At 70.7% G+C, this 14,472-nt stretch carries 15 protein-coding genes; 2 read left to right on the top strand and 13 right to left on the bottom strand.

The window, feature by feature from the left end; all coding sequences use genetic code 11:
- Positions 1-113: 113 nt before the first annotated feature.
- The gene (locus LR269_RS03625; RefSeq protein WP_231429338.1) at positions 114-1,589 is read right to left on the bottom strand and encodes an FAD-dependent oxidoreductase; all 1,476 of its coding nucleotides are present in this window, start codon (positions 1,587-1,589) and stop codon (positions 114-116) included.
- A gap of 233 nt (positions 1,590-1,822) precedes the next feature.
- On the opposite strand from LR269_RS03625, the gene LR269_RS03620 reads away from it, so the two are divergent.
- A complete protein-coding gene (locus LR269_RS03620; protein ID WP_231429337.1) occupies positions 1,823-1,990 on the top strand; it encodes a hypothetical protein in 168 nt (55 codons plus the stop codon).
- Positions 1,991-2,161: 171 nt separating this feature from the next.
- Here LR269_RS03620 and LR269_RS03615 read toward each other — a convergent pair whose 3' ends face one another.
- The 4 genes from LR269_RS03615 to LR269_RS03600 form a co-directional block, all read right to left on the bottom strand.
- Positions 2,162-3,004, bottom strand: a complete 843-nt coding sequence (locus LR269_RS03615; RefSeq protein ID WP_231429336.1) for a class II glutamine amidotransferase — start codon at positions 3,002-3,004, stop codon at positions 2,162-2,164.
- Between the two features lie 122 nt (positions 3,005-3,126).
- Positions 3,127-3,684, bottom strand: coding sequence for a dihydrofolate reductase family protein (locus LR269_RS03610; protein ID WP_231429335.1), 558 nt, complete (start codon positions 3,682-3,684; stop codon positions 3,127-3,129).
- A 5-nt stretch (positions 3,685-3,689) separates the two neighbouring features.
- On the bottom strand, positions 3,690-5,015 hold the full coding sequence (locus tag LR269_RS03605; RefSeq protein ID WP_231429334.1) for a serine hydrolase: 1,326 nt from the start codon (positions 5,013-5,015) through the stop codon (positions 3,690-3,692).
- A gap of 150 nt (positions 5,016-5,165) precedes the next feature.
- Positions 5,166-6,473 carry an ATP-dependent RecD-like DNA helicase gene (locus LR269_RS03600; RefSeq protein WP_231429333.1) on the bottom strand — a complete coding sequence of 436 codons (1,308 nt, stop codon included), beginning with the start codon at positions 6,471-6,473 and terminating at the stop codon, positions 5,166-5,168.
- A 234-nt stretch (positions 6,474-6,707) separates the two neighbouring features.
- On the opposite strand from LR269_RS03600, the gene LR269_RS03595 reads away from it, so the two are divergent.
- The gene (locus tag LR269_RS03595; protein WP_231429332.1) at positions 6,708-7,754 is read left to right on the top strand and encodes a hypothetical protein; all 1,047 of its coding nucleotides are present in this window, start codon (positions 6,708-6,710) and stop codon (positions 7,752-7,754) included.
- 21 nt (positions 7,755-7,775) lie between these two features.
- On the opposite strand, the gene LR269_RS03590 is transcribed toward LR269_RS03595, so the two are convergent.
- The 8 genes from LR269_RS03590 to LR269_RS03555 form a co-directional block, all read right to left on the bottom strand.
- A complete protein-coding gene (locus LR269_RS03590) occupies positions 7,776-9,755 on the bottom strand; it encodes a cytochrome c oxidase assembly protein (RefSeq protein ID WP_231429331.1) in 1,980 nt (659 codons plus the stop codon).
- Between the two features lie 123 nt (positions 9,756-9,878).
- A complete protein-coding gene (locus tag LR269_RS03585) occupies positions 9,879-10,166 on the bottom strand; it encodes an HU family DNA-binding protein (protein WP_231429330.1) in 288 nt (95 codons plus the stop codon).
- 187 nt (positions 10,167-10,353) lie between these two features.
- Positions 10,354-11,739 (bottom strand): PxKF domain-containing protein, encoded by a 1,386-nt coding sequence (locus LR269_RS03580; protein WP_231429329.1) that lies wholly within the window; start codon positions 11,737-11,739, stop codon positions 10,354-10,356.
- A 228-nt stretch (positions 11,740-11,967) separates the two neighbouring features.
- Entirely contained in the window at positions 11,968-12,273 is a 306-nt protein-coding gene (gene rpsN, locus LR269_RS03575) for a 30S ribosomal protein S14 (protein ID WP_231045429.1), read from the bottom strand.
- A gap of 3 nt (positions 12,274-12,276) precedes the next feature.
- Positions 12,277-12,444, bottom strand: coding sequence for a 50S ribosomal protein L33 (rpmG, locus tag LR269_RS03570; protein ID WP_021760158.1), 168 nt, complete (start codon positions 12,442-12,444; stop codon positions 12,277-12,279).
- Positions 12,444-12,680 carry a 50S ribosomal protein L28 gene (rpmB, locus tag LR269_RS03565; RefSeq protein ID WP_231429328.1) on the bottom strand — a complete coding sequence of 79 codons (237 nt, stop codon included), beginning with the start codon at positions 12,678-12,680 and terminating at the stop codon, positions 12,444-12,446. The genes rpmG and rpmB overlap by 1 nt, the downstream gene beginning before the upstream one ends.
- A 193-nt stretch (positions 12,681-12,873) precedes the next feature.
- A complete protein-coding gene (locus LR269_RS03560; protein ID WP_231429327.1) occupies positions 12,874-13,566 on the bottom strand; it encodes a hypothetical protein in 693 nt (230 codons plus the stop codon).
- A gap of 43 nt (positions 13,567-13,609) precedes the next feature.
- Entirely contained in the window at positions 13,610-14,422 is an 813-nt protein-coding gene (locus tag LR269_RS03555; protein ID WP_231429326.1) for a trimeric intracellular cation channel family protein, read from the bottom strand.
- Positions 14,423-14,472: the final 50 nt, after the last annotated feature.

Raw genomic sequence — 14,472 nt, 5'->3', positions numbered from 1 at the left:
ACCGGTGCCGGGCGCGGCACCTGTGTTCCACGCTCGCACCGGCCCGCTGACCCCTCAAGGGATTGACAGCCTGGGAACGATGTGCCGACGCGTGCGCGCACGCGATCGCGGACTCAGGGCTCCTGCGTCAGGTCGTCGCGTGCCGGACCCTCGAGCCGACGACCGTCGGCGGCGAACCGGCTGCCGTGCAGGGGGCAGTCCCACGTGCACTCCTCGTCGTTCCACGCGAGGATGCCGCCGAGGTGCGTGCAGACCGCCGACACCCGGCGCGTGACGCCGTCGACGGTGCTGATCGCGACCGGCGGCACGCCCCGGCCGACCCGGCCCTCGCCCTCCGCGGGCGGCTCGTCCTGTGAGCCGCCGATCGCGCGAGCCATGCCGCCGAGCAGGTGCCCCACGGCATCGGCGTTCCGTGCGACCGCGGCCGCGACGTCCGATGCCGTGCCGGGCCGGTCGTAGAGTCGCGCGGCCCAGTCGGGGCGACGGCCGCTCGCGATCTCCTGCGCGAGGGCGATGCCCGAGGCGGCACCGGCGGCGAGCCCCCACTTGCCGAAACCGGTCGCGAACCACGGGCCGTCGCGACCGAGGCGACCGGCGTACGGCGCACCGTCGAGCGAGTCGTAGTCCTGCGCCGCCCACTGGTGCGCGAGCACCGCGCTCGGAAAGCGATCGGCGACCCAGCGGTGCAGCTCGCGTGCGCGCTCGGCCGTCGATCTCGCGTGCCCGACCGCATCGTCGTTGCCGGCGACGACGAGGTGCTCCTGCCCGCCCCGGCGAGCGGGCCGCAGCGAACGCGTCTCGCCGTCGACCGAGAGGTGCATGCCCTCGACCAGTCGACGCCCCGTGCGGAACGCGGCGACGTGCGATCGCGACGGCGACGTGCGGGCGAACGTCAGCCCGCGGTCGACGACCGGCGTGCCCGTCGCGAGCACGAGCACGTCCGCGTGGAGCTCGCCCAGCTCGGTCTCGACCTCGTGGCCCGAATCCGACGATCGCACGTCGACCACGCGGCATCCCGCGACGACGGGCACGCCCGCCGCGCGGGCGGTGGCGACGAGGCGGCGTACCAGGACCATCGGGTCGAGCATGAACTGCCCGTCGAGCGCGACCGCCGCGCGGGCGGCGACCGCCGACTCGCGCGGAGCGGCCCATCGCACGTCGAGGCCGAGTTCGCGGGCCACGGCGTGCTCCGCCTCGAGGCGCTCGGCACCGGCCGAGGTCGTCGCGAAGCTGTAGGCGGTCGCCTGCTCGCAGCCCTCGTCGTGCTCGGAGAGCTGGGCCCGCAGCCACGCGGCGCCGCTGCGGCACGCCTCCAGGTAGGCGGCGGCGACGTCGAGCGAGCTGCGGTCGCGCACGGCCGAGAGCCGCGTGCCCTGCAGCAGGGTCACCTTGCCGGTCGAGCCCCCCGTCGTGAGGGCGCCGGGCGCCGCGGCATCGAGCACCACCGTGCGCCGGCCCGCCTGGGCGAGCCGCACCGCGACAGTGAGGCCGACGAGCCCGGCGCCGACCACGAGGACCTCGTGCGAGGCGTCCTCGGGCAGCTCGTCGACGGCGTGCGCGTCGAGTCCGTCGCGCCAGAGCGATCCCATACCCACATCGTCGCGACGACCCGCGACGGGGGCGAGGGCTTGACACCCGGCGCGGGCGATGGCTCGGCCTGCGGATCACGTGAAGGGTTCCGCGGCTGTCGCGCGAAGTCAACCCCCTGCCGCTCGTCCGCTCGTGTCCCTAGTTTGGAAGCGTCGCGGCCCGACGGGTCGCGGCTCGACCGTACGGGGCCCGACCGAGAGGCCCCGGCGTTCCCCGAAGGAGGGACTCTCAGATGAACATCCTCTTGATCGTCATCGTCGTCATCGCCATCATTCTCGCCATCACCGGCGGGCTCGTGCAGTCGCTGAACTTCCTGCTCTGGGTCGGACTCGTACTGCTCGCGATCGCGGTGATCGCATGGCTGATCCGGGCGATCGCCGGCCGCAACAGCAGCGTCTGACGACCCGCGCGGCGGCTCGCGTGCCGTCGCGACACCGGTCGCTTTCCGACAGGGACGAGCCGGTCGGCACCCGCCACGAGCGGGCCAGCCGACCGGCTCATCCCTGTCCGGGCGGATCGACGACGGCGACGACGGCCGGCGTGCCGCCAGAGGCATCCGCCCTATTCGGGCCTATTCGGGCTCCGCGAAGAACGTCTCGTGCCGGTAGTGCCCCGCGTCGAGGATCGCGACCGTCGCCTCGGGTACCTCGACGAACACGCCGGGCATGTCGGTGAGCGGCTCCGACACGATGACTCTCGCCGCACGTCCGAAGCCCTGCAGCCGCTCGGAGTCGGGGTACATCTGCTGCAGCGTCGCCATGTCGACCGAGTGGAACAGCGTGCGGGTGCGTCCGGCGCTCGAGTACCGGAAGGCCCACACGGTCGCCCCATCGGCGACCGCGACGGTGCCCTGCATCGGGAACTCGATGCCGTGCGCGTGGCCGACCTCCTCGACCTTGCGGATCGCCTTCGTCATGCCCGCGATCGGGTCGTCGCGAAGGCCCAGCGTGAGCGCGAGGTAGAACAGCACCTCGCTGTCGGTCGTGCCGCGGATGAGCGGGAAGAACGACTCGTCGATCGCGAGCATGAGGTCGCGCCGTACGCTCGCGAACCCCGCGAGCCCGCCGTTGTGCATGAAGAGCCAGTTCTCGTGCCGGAACGGGTGGCAGTTCGTCTGCTGGATGGGCGGACCGGCCGCGGCGCGCACGTGCGCGAAGAACAGCGGGCTCTCGATCGCCCGGGTCAGCTCGCGCAGGTTCTCGTCGTGCCACGCGGGCTCGATGCTGTGGAACAGCCACGGCTCGGTGCCGACGGTCGCCCCGGCGGGGTACCAGCCGACGCCGAATCCGTCGCCGTTGACCGTCTCGGCGCCGAGCGGCGAGTTCAGCGACTGGGCGACGAGCGAGTTCTCGGTGTCGAGGATCAGCCTTGCGGGCTGGATCGGCTCACCGGAGTAGGCCAGCCAACGGCACATGTCCCACACCTCCCCTGAGGGTTACGGATGCCTCGGGGCTGACGATACGCCGCTTCGCGTCGCCGCGACAGAGCACGTCGCGACCGGATCGGCCCCGATCGACCCGTGGGCCGGGGCCCGGTTCAGGCCAGGAGCCGATACCGCAGGTAGACGACCTCGTCGAATCGGCGCTCCTCGAGGAGCTGGAGGTCGAGGCGAACCCCGTCGGGCAGCAGCCGCGTGCCCCCGCCGACGACGACGGGGAACACGAAGACGAAGAGCTCGTCGACGAGCCCCGCGCGGACGGCCTCGGCGGCGAGGTGGGGGCCCGAGATCGACAGGTCGCGCTCCGCGGCCGCCTTGAGCCTCGCGACCTCGTCGGCATCGAATCGTCGCTCGAGCCGGGTGCGCGCGGTCGTCACCTGCTCGAGCTTCGACGAGTAGACGATCTTGTCGGTGTCGCCCCAGATCGAGGCGTAGTCGCGTTCGACGTCGGAGATCCGCGGGTCGTCGGCGAGTCGCTCCCACGCGGACATGACCTCGTACATGCGGCGACCGTAGAGATAGGTGCCGATCGGGCGCTCGAGGTCGTTCACGAACGCGTGCACCTCGGCACTCGGCATGGCCCAGTCGAATGCGCCGTCCGCGTCGACGATGTAGCCGTCGAGGGAGGCGAGCGCTCCCGTGATGAGCTTGGCCATGGCGATCAGCCCTCCGCCGTCTTCTCCGTCGTGTCGTCGCCCTGCTGCCCACGCGGGCATGCCGCGAGCGAGGTCATCTTCTCGGTCGCCTGATCGTACGACCAGGGCAGCTCGACGAGGGGCTGGTCGTGATCGGCGGTGGCCTTCGCCTTCGAGCCGGCGGACGCGAGCGCGAACGCCGCCTCGCGCACGAAGTCGGCGCCCGAGGTCGAGTTGTTGAGGGCGATCACGACCGTGAGCCCCGTCTCGGGGTCGGTGAACGCGGCGGTCAGCGCACCGGCCGACTCGCCTGCGGTGCCGCGGAGCGGGCCGTACTGGGCGCCGCCGAACCCGTACGAGTACCAGACGGGGGCGTCGCCGCCGATGGGCTGCGTCGTCCACTGCTCGCGGGCCTCGCGCTCGTCGAGCAGCGCGCCGGTGGCGAACGCCTCGCTGAGTCGGCGCGCGTCGGCGAGCGTCGACACGGCACCGGCAGCGCCGGCGCCCATCGAACTCGACTGCGCCGAGTCGTCGTGGAGCGAGTCGCACACCGGCTCGTCACCCGCCCATTCCGACGCGTACGCCCCGAGCAGCCCTGCGTGGGTGGTGTCGTCGGGAGCGGGCAGCTCCGTGTCGTCGAGGCCGAGCGGCGCGAACACGTACTGCTCGGCGAGCTCGCTCCACGTGCGCCCCGTCGCCTCCTCGAGCGCGCGCGACAGCAGCAGCACGCCGGTGCGCGAGTACGACCAGTCGTCGCCGGGGGTGCCGGAGCGCTTCGTGGCGAGCCCGCCCGCCAGCAGTTCGTTCGGCGACCAGATGCGCTCGGGGTTCTGGACGAACTGGTGCTCGAGGTCGGGGTAGTAGTCGCCGAGGCCCGACGTGTGACGGCAGAGCTGTTCGAGGGTGATCCCCTCGAGCCCGGGCACGCGGTCGACGTACTCGGAGACCTGGTCGTCGAGCGAGACGGTTCCGGCCTCGGCGAGCCGCAGCAGCATCGTGCACGTGATCTCGCTCGTCACGGTCGCCAGGTGGAAACCGGTGTCGACGGTCACGGGGCGGGACTTCTCCGCGAAGTCGACGGTGCCGGAGGCGCCGCTCCACGACCCCGCCCACGGCGCCCAGACACCCGCGACCCCGCCGCTCGACCCGCTCAGCGCGACCGCCTGGTCGAGGGTCGACTGCAGCTTCTCGACGAGCGCCTCGTCGTACGAACCCTCGACCGGCTCGAACTGGCTCGATGGGTCGACACTGCCCCCGGTGCAGGCCGAGAGCGCGAGCGCCGCGGCGAGCGCGACGATCGATGCCGCGACGGCTCTCGCCGTTCGCCGCCTGCCCCCGGTACCGTCAGCCACCGTGCCCCCTCAAGCCGTGTGTCCGCAGAAATTGTAACCTGCGTAGGCGGCGGCGCCCGGGTCGACGGGCCCCGTCGGGGTGATGATGAGCGCACCCCTGTGCTACTGATATGTCCGGAGGGGGCCGAAAGGTTCCGGATCGGTCGCGATTCAGCGCGAGACGGCACCGATCTCGCGAGCCGCGCCCGCCATGAACCGCTCGACGTTGCGATCGACGATGATGTCGCTCGGCCGCAGCGGCCGCTGCAGGTAGAGCCCGTCGAGCGCGGTCAGGCGACTGAGCGCGACATACGTCTGGCCGGGGCTGAACGCGCGGGGGCCGAGGTCGACGATCGCGGCGTCGTAGCTCGCCCCCTGCGACTTGTGGATCGTGACGGCCCACGCGAGGCGCAGGGGGAACTGCGTGAACTCGGCGACGATCTCCTTCTCGAGCTTCTTGCGCACCGGGTCCCAGCTGTAGCGGTACTTCTCCCAGGTGACCGGTTCGACCTCGTGGATCTCGCCGCCGATCTCGACGTGCACCTCGCGCTTCAGCGAGGTGATGGTGCCGATCGTGCCGTTCACCCAGCGCTGCCCGTCGGGCCCGACGGCCGTGTCGTTGCGCAGGAACATCACCTGTGCGCCGACCTTGAGCTCGAGCCGTTCGTCGGCGGGGAACGCGCGGCCGCCGAAGTCGCCGTTCACCTCGGCCTCGTTGGCCTTCGACGTGCCGGGCAGCCGGTGCAGCGCCGTGGCGTTGATGCGGTTCACGGTGCTGTTGGTCGTCGCGAGCGTGATCGCACCCTGCTCCGGCACGGGGCGACGGGCACCGACGCCGTTGAGCACGCCGGCCATCTCGGCGGTCACCCGTCCGTGCCGTACGGCGTTGAGCAGCTGCTTGAACTCGTCGTCGTGCTGACGGTGGATCTCGCCGAGCTCGAAGATCTTCAGGTCGGCCTCGCGCCACACCCTCGCGTCGAAGAACCACATCGAGTCGTAGGTGTCGGCGAAGTACGCCCGCTCGTCGCCGTCGCCGGGGACGGGGGCGAGCTGGTACGGGTCGCCGAACAGCACGACCTGGGCACCGCCGAAGGGTTCGAGCGGCCGCTGCCTGGCCTGCCGCAGCGACCGGTCCATCGCATCCATCAGGTCGGCGTTGACCATCGACACCTCGTCGATCACGAGCGTGTCCATCGCGTTGAGGATCTTGCGCACGGTGTCGTTCTGGTCGATTTCGTGGTCGGCGATGACCCCGATCGGCAACCGGAACAGTGAGTGGATCGTCTGACCGCCGACGTTGAGCGCCGCGACGCCGGTCGGCGCGCAGATCACGATCTGCTTCTTCGTGTGCCAGTTCAGGTGGTTCAGCAGGGTCGACTTGCCGGTGCCCGCGCGACCCGTCACGAACACGTGCTCGCGCGTGTCCTCGATCGCCTGGAACACCGCGGACTGCTCACGGGAGAGGGTCACGTTCTGCACGGCAGGTCTTTCGATGGGCGGGGCGGACGGCTCGGGGCGGGCGCCGCACGGGCGCATCGCCCGGCGCTCCCACTGTAACCACACCCAGGGGTTGACGAGGCAGTGCGGCCACCGTCGTATCCGAGGGTCGAAGAGGGGGCGGAGCGACCGTCTCGAGACCCCGCGCCCCGGCATCCCCGCGCGGCCTGTGGAGATCCTCAGGTTGGCGCGACGCGCGACCTTAGACTTGGGCGCGTGGGGAATGCGGGCGGTGAGCGGCGGCGCATCCCCGCGCGCGCGCTGATCGCATGGGGCGGGCTCACCGTCGTGCTCATCGGCGCGTTCCTCGCCGCACTCGGCGGCCTGAACCAGTCGCTGTACGGCGCGTCGAGCTTCGTCGAACGGTATCTCGAGGCGATCGCCGACGACGACATCGGCACGGCGGCCGCGACGCCCGGCGTCGCCCTCGATGCCGAGGAGCTCGAGGCCCTCGGCCTTCCGGCCGACATCTCGACGGCGATGCTGCGCTCGGGGGTCGTCGAATCGGGCCCCGAAGACGTCTCGATCGTGAGCGACGTGGCCAACGCCGACGGCAGCCATTCGGTGACGGCGAGCTACCGGCTCGACACCGAGATCGCCGAGTCGACGTTCGAGGTGCGCCCCATCGACCCGCTGTACGGGCTGCTCAACCGGTGGGAGTTCGCCGACAGCCCCCTCGCCGTCGTCGAGGTGACCGCGGCGCACAACCCGCTGTTCACGGTGGGAACGCTCACGCTCGACGCCCGGGCGACGAAGCCGCCCGAGGAGCTCGCGAGCTTCACGCAGGTCACGCCCTACCTCGCGATCGCACCGGCGGTGTACCAGTTCCACTACGAGTCGACGCTGCTCGCGGCCGCTCCCGTGCTCGTGCCGGTCGACGCGGGCGAGCAGGTCGCCGTGACGGTCGACGCCCAGCCGACGGCCGCGTTCGTCGAGCGGGTGCAGACGAAGGTCGACGAGTACCTCGCGGCGTGCGCCGAGCAGCCCGTGCTGCAGCCGGCCGACTGCCCGTTCGGCATCGAGGTCGACGACCGGGTCACGAGCGAGCCGCAGTGGAGCATCGTGACGACGCCGCAGGTCACGCTCACCGCCGGCGAGACCTCGTTCGACATGCCTCCGACCGAGGGCGTCGCGCACATCTCCGTCGAGGTGCAGGACCTCTTCGACGGGCACTACTACACGCTCGAGGAGGACCGTTCGTTCAACCTCGCGCTCGCGGCGACGATCCGTCCCGACGGGTCGATCGCGATCCAGCTCAAGTAGGCTCCGCCCCGACCGCCGGCCTCAACCTGCGGAGCTCTTGTCGTGCTCGGCGATGGCCGCGAGCCGTGCGTTGTAGGCCTCGAGCTCGGCGTCGCCCGTGCGGTCGGCGTGGCGGTCTCGGCGCTTCGACTCCTTCTCGTCGCTGCGCGACCACTGGAACGCGACCGTGATCGCGAGCGCGACGGTCGGGATCTCGCCGATCGACCACGCGATGCCGCCGCCGAGCTGCTGATCGGTGAGCGCGTCGGTGCCCCAGCCCATCGCGCCGTACCAGTCGGCGAGCATGAGCCCGGTGCCCGACATGATCGCGAGTCCGAAGAACGCGTGGAAGGCCATCGTGCCGAGCAGCAGCAGCAGCCGGAACGGGTACGGCAGGCGGTAGGGCACGGGGTCGATGCCGATGAGCGACTGCACGAACAGGTAGCCGGTGATCAGGAAGTGCGCGACCATCCACTCGTGCCCGATGTGGTCGAGCATCGTCCAGCGGAACAGCGGCGAGTAGTAGAACACCCACAGCGACCCGGCGAAGAGCACGGCCGCGACGATCGGGTTCGCGATGATCGAGGCGAACTTCGAGTGCACCGCGAGCAGGATCCACTCGCGGCCGCCGCGCGAGCCGTCCTTGCGGGGCTTGATCGCCCTGGCCGCGAGCGTGACCGGGGCGCCCGGCACGAGCAGCACGGGCACCGCCATCGTCAGGGCCATGTGCCCGAGCATGTGCGCCGAGAACAGGTACTGCTCGTAGACGTTGACGCCGCCGTTCGTGACGTAGGCGAGCAGCAGCAGGCCCGACACCCAGAGCACCGCGCGGTAGACGGGCCACTTGTCGCCCCGCTTTCGCAGCCGGACGACGCCCGCGAGATAGAAGAAGATGCCGAACCCGCAGGCGAGGAGCCAGATGAGGTCGGGGTTCCACTCGGTGAAGTACCGGAAGGTCTCGGGCCACGGCGGCAACGGCGTGCCCGTGAGGATCTCGGCAGGCGTGCGGGCGAGCTCGCCCGCCTCCTCCGAAACCGGGGTCGCAGTGCGCGCGAGCGCCGCCGCGACACCCGATGCGATGCCCATGAACGCCAGCTCGGCCACCACGAGCCACCAGAAGTTCCCCGTCGATCGAGCGGCATCGCCCCGCGACATCCGCCCGATCAGGAACCGGCGGTACATCGCACCGAAGCACCCGAGGGCGATGAGCACCCCCACCTTCACGAGCACGAGCACGCCGTACTGCGTCATGAGCTGGTCCCACGTGCCGATGCGCAGCGCCGCGCTCGCGTAGCCCGAGATCGCGACGACGATGAAGCAGATGAGCGCGACGGTCGAGTACCGGGCCAGCACGACGGGCAGTCGCTTCGCACCGAGCTCGCGCCTCAGCAGCACGATCGTGAGCAGCCCGCCGAGCCACACCGCGACGAACACGAGGTGCAGGCCGAGGCTCGTGACCGCCGCGGCATGGCCGGCCGCGCCCGCCGCGTGGCCCTGCTGCGCCATCGGCACGAGCGACGCGACCGCGAGCACCGTCACGAAGACGAGGGCGGTGTGGTTGCGCACGGCGAAGCACAGCACGGTGACGGTCGCCGCGACGAGGGTCGTGATGAGCCACGCCTGGCCGAGTCCGATGGTGGTGACGAACTGCCCGAGCTTCTGACCGAACGCGTCGCTGAGGTCGAACGGCACGGCCGTGACGAGCACGAACGTGAACAGACCCGTCGCCGCGCTCGCGACCGTCATGACCGCGGCCGACGCTGCGGCGACGTCGAGCGCGAGGTCGAACTCGCGGCGCTTCGGGCTCAGCGCCCACACGGCGAGCGCGAGCGCGCCGATCATGCCCGCGGCACCGAGGTTCACGAACAGCTTCGCGACGGGCACCCCGTAGCGGGCGATCGGCCCGGGGTCCTGGATCAGCTGCTCGTCGGCGCCACCGCCGTAGGCGAGCGCGAGGAACGTCGCGGCGAGGGCGACGGCGATGAGCACGGCAGGGCCGAGCACGCGGACGGAGCGGGGCACCGAACCAGCCTAGACGGCGGTGACTGGATGCCTCGTGGATGCGCCGTCCGAGGCCTCCACGTGCCCCCGGAACGACGGAGGGGCGCACGGCTCTCGCCGTGCGCCCCTCCGGGAAGGCTCTGGTTACTTGGCAGCAGCCTTGAGCTTCGAACCGGCCGAGACCTTGACCGAGTAGCCGGCCGGGATCTCGATGGTCGCGCCCGTCTGCGGGTTGCGGCCGGTGCGCGCAGCGCGGTGCGTGCGCTCGACGGCGAGCCAGCCCGGGATGGAGACCTTGGTGCCCGAGCCCACGGAGTCGGCGAGCGCGTCGAACAGACCGCCGAGCACGGCGTCGACGGTGGCCTGGCTCTGGCCGGTCGACGCAGCGATCTTCGCGACGAGCTCGGTCTTGTTCAGCGACTTGTCAGCCATTGAATGTCCTCCTCGGACGTTCGCTGTATGCAACAGCATTGAGTTGAAGAACTCGGAGACGATCCTCTGATGCCCCCGTGGCCGATCAGGCCGCCTCGAATGTAACAGAGATCCGCGGAATCCCGCGGACTTCCGGCCCTCTCGGACGAATTCCCACGGCGTGTCGGGAGCTTGGAGGCTGTTCGGTCTACTTCAGGAACTTGAACTTCGCCGTGCGGGTCACCCCGTCGTCGAGCTTCAGCTCGAACGTGCCGCACCTGCCGGCCCAGCTCTTGTCGGTCTTCCAGACATAGACGTACTGCCCGGCGACCGGGTCGTAGGTCAGGCTGCTGCCGCCCGCGGTGACCGTCGACTCGACCGCGTCGACCGGTGCATTCGCGTCGCACGACGTGAACGTCGCCCTCGGGTAGCCGGCCGCGATGATGTCGAGGCCCTGGTCGCCGTCGAGGCTGAACTTCATCGGCACGGCGCTGCCCGCCTTGACCGAGTTGACCACACCGCCCATGTCGACCGGGCGGAAGAACCCGGCGAAGTCGTAGATCACCGAGTACTCGCACGACACCGCGGCCGACGGGTTGCCGGCGTTGTCGCGGGCCGCGCCCTCGGCCGCCGTCGCCGTCTTCGTACCGACGCTCGAGGTGTCGAGCGCGATCGAACCGCTCTCGTAGCCCTCGGCCACGCCCGAACCGCCCGCCTCGTCGGTCGCCGTCCACGTCGCCTCGGCGACCGCGCCGAGCAGCACCGGACCGGTCGGGCAGGCCAACAGGACGACGGGCGGCGTCACGTCGACCACGGTGTACGTGCAGGATGCCTCGGCGGACGGGTTGCCCGCATCGTCGACCGCGGTGCCCGCTGGAGCGTTGAACGTGTGCTCGCCGAGCGTCGCCGTGTCGAGCGCGAACGTCCCGCCCTCGTAGCCCTCGGCCACGCCCGAACCGCCCGCCTCGTCGGTCGCCGTCCACGTCGCCTCGGCGGCCGCACCACGTGGGATCGGATCGGTCGGGCACGTCAGCACCACGACCGGGCCCGTCACGTCGACGGGGTCGACGCCGCCGCAGTTCTCGACCGTCCAGCTCACCGACACGGTGGCGTCCCGGTGCTTCGTGTCCCCGTTGAGCACCTTCCCGGTCGCCCGGTAGCCGACCGATCCGGTGGCCGGGCCGTTCGTGTCGCCGGCCGCCACCGTGATCGTCGAACTGGTCTGCGCGCTGTCGACGGTCGAGTTCTGGTCGAGGGTCGCCCAGTCGCCGGGGAGCGTGATGGTCGTCGGCGAAGGCTGCGACGCTTCGACGTTCGTCTGCGAGGTGCGCGAGAAGGCGATGTCGGCACCGTTCTCGAAGATCGTCGCGGCGCCGGCCCCGCCCCGGTCGAGGTTGAGCTTCACCACGATGTCCTTGCTCGTACCGCAGCCGAGCACGCCGAGGTCCACGACCGGCGTCGACACCACCAGGTCGTCGACGGTGACGATGGGCTCGATGTCGTCGGCGTACGCGATCGCGCCGCCGCCCAGTACGAGCACGGCGGCCGTGGCCGCCCCGGCGATCGATCCGCCCCATCCACTCCAGCGCTTCATCGGGCTGCCCTCTCTCGTCGGTGATCGCATGCGCACGCATGCGTGCGGTCCGTCAACGCTAGGGGCCGGTCGGCTCGCCCCGGCAGGCCCCCGTGGTGGTGGCACCCGCACGGGGAGTCCCCCGTCGCCGGGCACCTCGTGTACCCCTCCCGCGACGGCGGAGACGACAGAAGAGGGGCGCCCCGGAGAATCCGGAGCGCCCCTCTTCGTGAAGCGTGAAGCTACTGCTTACCAGCTCGACTTGGTGATGCCGGGCAGTTCGCCGCGGTGCGCCATGTCACGGAAGCGGACACGCGAGATGCCGAACTTCGAGAGGTTGCCGCGGGGGCGACCGTCGATGGCGTCACGCGAACGCACGCGCACCGGCGAGGCGTTGCGGGGAAGCTTCTGCAGGCCGACGCGGGCGGCCTCGCGGCTCTCGTCGGTGCCGTTCGGGTCGACGAGCGCCTTCTTCAGCTCGAGGCGCTTCGCCGCGTAACGGTCGACGATCACCTTGCGCTGCTCGTTGCGCGCGATCTTGCTCTTCTTCGCCATGTCTTAGCGCTCCTCTCGGAAGTCGACGTGCTTGCGCACCACGGGGTCGTACTTCTTGAGCACGAGGCGGTCGGGGTTGTTGCGACGGTTCTTGCGGGTCACGTAGGTGTACCCGGTGCCGGCCGTCGAACGGAGCTTGATGATGGGACGGATGTCCTGCTGCTTCGCCATCAGATCTTCACCCCACGAGCCTGCATGTCACGAACGACGGCCTCGATGCCACGGGCGTCGATGACCTTGATGCCCTTGGCGGACACGTTGATCGTGATGTTCCGACGAAGCGACGGCACGTAGTACGTCTTCTTCTGCACGTTCGGGTCGAAGCGGCGCTTCGTCCGGCGGTGCGAGTGCGAGATGTTGTGACCGAAGCCGGGAACGGCGCCGGTCACCTGGCACACTGCTGCCATTGGTTTCCTCCAATACCGAGGGGCGATGCCCCTCCCAAGGTCTCTTGTCTGCTGACGCTCACACGCCGAATCGCGCGATTTCTCGCGGTGATCTGCGTGGGATTGTCGCGGTCTGGGTAGTGGAAGTACCCAGCCAACGAGCCAGCTTACCAGACGCCCCGGTCGCGACCGAATTCCGGCCGGCGGAGCCGGATCAGGAGGCGGCGGCCGCCTCGTGCTCCTCGCGGAGCACCGTGCGTCGCGACAGCACGGCCGCGATGAAGAAGCAGAGCGCGCCGATCACCGTGCCGAGGTTCGTCCAGAACAGACTCACGAGATCGCCGGTCGTCGGGACGACGTAGGCGGCGACCGCCGAGACGCCGAAGGCGATCGAGCCGAGCAGGTTGAGGCCCGTGCCGTGCCAGGTGCGCGCGTCGCGGTCCCAGAGCCGCCCGCGGTCCCTCGTCGCGACGACCGCGAGGCCGCTCGAGACGAGGAACGCGATCGAGCCGAGTGCGTCGGGCCGCCAACCGACGCCGACCGCATCGGGATGCTGCACCGCCGCGACGAGCGCCGACCCGGTGCTCACGTTGAAGAAGAGCGTGCCGACGAACTGGATCGCCGCGGCGAACCAGTCGGCCCGGTCGGCGGCGTTCATGCCCCTCCGAGGCGGGCGGCGCCCGCTCAGGCTCAGCTGGATGAATCCCGCGGTCGTGAACAGCAGCGACCCGATGAAGAAGGTGACCGCGACGCCGACGTCGCCCGCCCACGCGGCGTACGCCGGCAGCGGGCCGACGAAGAAGCAGATCGACCCGAGCGCGAAGCCCCACGCCTCGCGGCGCAGGCGACGATCGCCCTGCGGGGTCGGGCGGGCCGGCCGATCCGGTGACGGCGCATCGCGTGCCATGCCCTCATCTTGGCCCATCCGCCCCGCCGGGGCGATCCTCGGGCTACTTCGCATCGCCCGGAGCACCGCCGTCGGCACCGGCCGGCGCCGCCGTCTCGACGACCAGGCCGAGGTCGCGCATCTCGCGCACCGACTTGCCCGCGAGCTTGCGGCCGAGCAGCGGTCGCCCGTTGCTGTGCTGGTAGACGCCCTTCGGCTCCCTCGCGAGCGGCTCCTCCCAGCCGAGGTAGAGCGCGAGCACGCGCAGGGTGAATCCGATGATGAAGGCGATCCCGGTCGCGAGCCACGTGTTCAGGCCGAACGCGTCGCAGACGATCCACACGAGCCCGGTGAGCGCCGCGATGCCGACGAACCACTCGCCGCGGATGAACTGCTTCGGCGGCACCCCGCTCGTAACGTCGATGAAGTAGCGCCCGGCGGTCGGGCCGACCACGGCGAGCGCGAGTGCGCCGAGGATGGGCAGCCCCGCCTCGACCGCCTTCTGCGCCCCGACGATCGCGTACCAGGGCAGCGAGAACGAGGTCATGAACTGGAACAGTCCCTCGCGGAACAGCTGCCCGCCCTTGAAGGCGAGCGCGTACCCGATGAGTCCCGCGACGAGGCAGAGCAGGATGTACGCCGGGTTGGTGAGCGCCGACGGCACGTCGCCGAGCAGCACGTCGCGAGCGACGCCGCCGCCGATGCCGCCGACGAGCGCCATCAGGAGGATGCCGACGATCGTGTAGTTGCGGTAGTGATCGGGACGGCGCGCGAGCAGCGCGCCGTTGAGGGCGTTCGTCGTCGCGGCGATCAGGTCGATCGTCGTGAAGTCACCGGTCCAGACGAAGTCGCCGAACGTGATCGGGGTGGCGCTCATGTCGAAGAGCATGACGGCCTTTCTGTCGCTGCGATGTTGTGATCGGGTGG

Origin of the sequence: Agromyces sp. S2-1-8 (assembly GCF_021129215.1) — a bacterium.
GTDB lineage: Bacteria > Actinomycetota > Actinomycetes > Actinomycetales > Microbacteriaceae > Agromyces > Agromyces chromiiresistens.
This window is presented reverse-complemented; position numbering and strand designations above follow the sequence as displayed.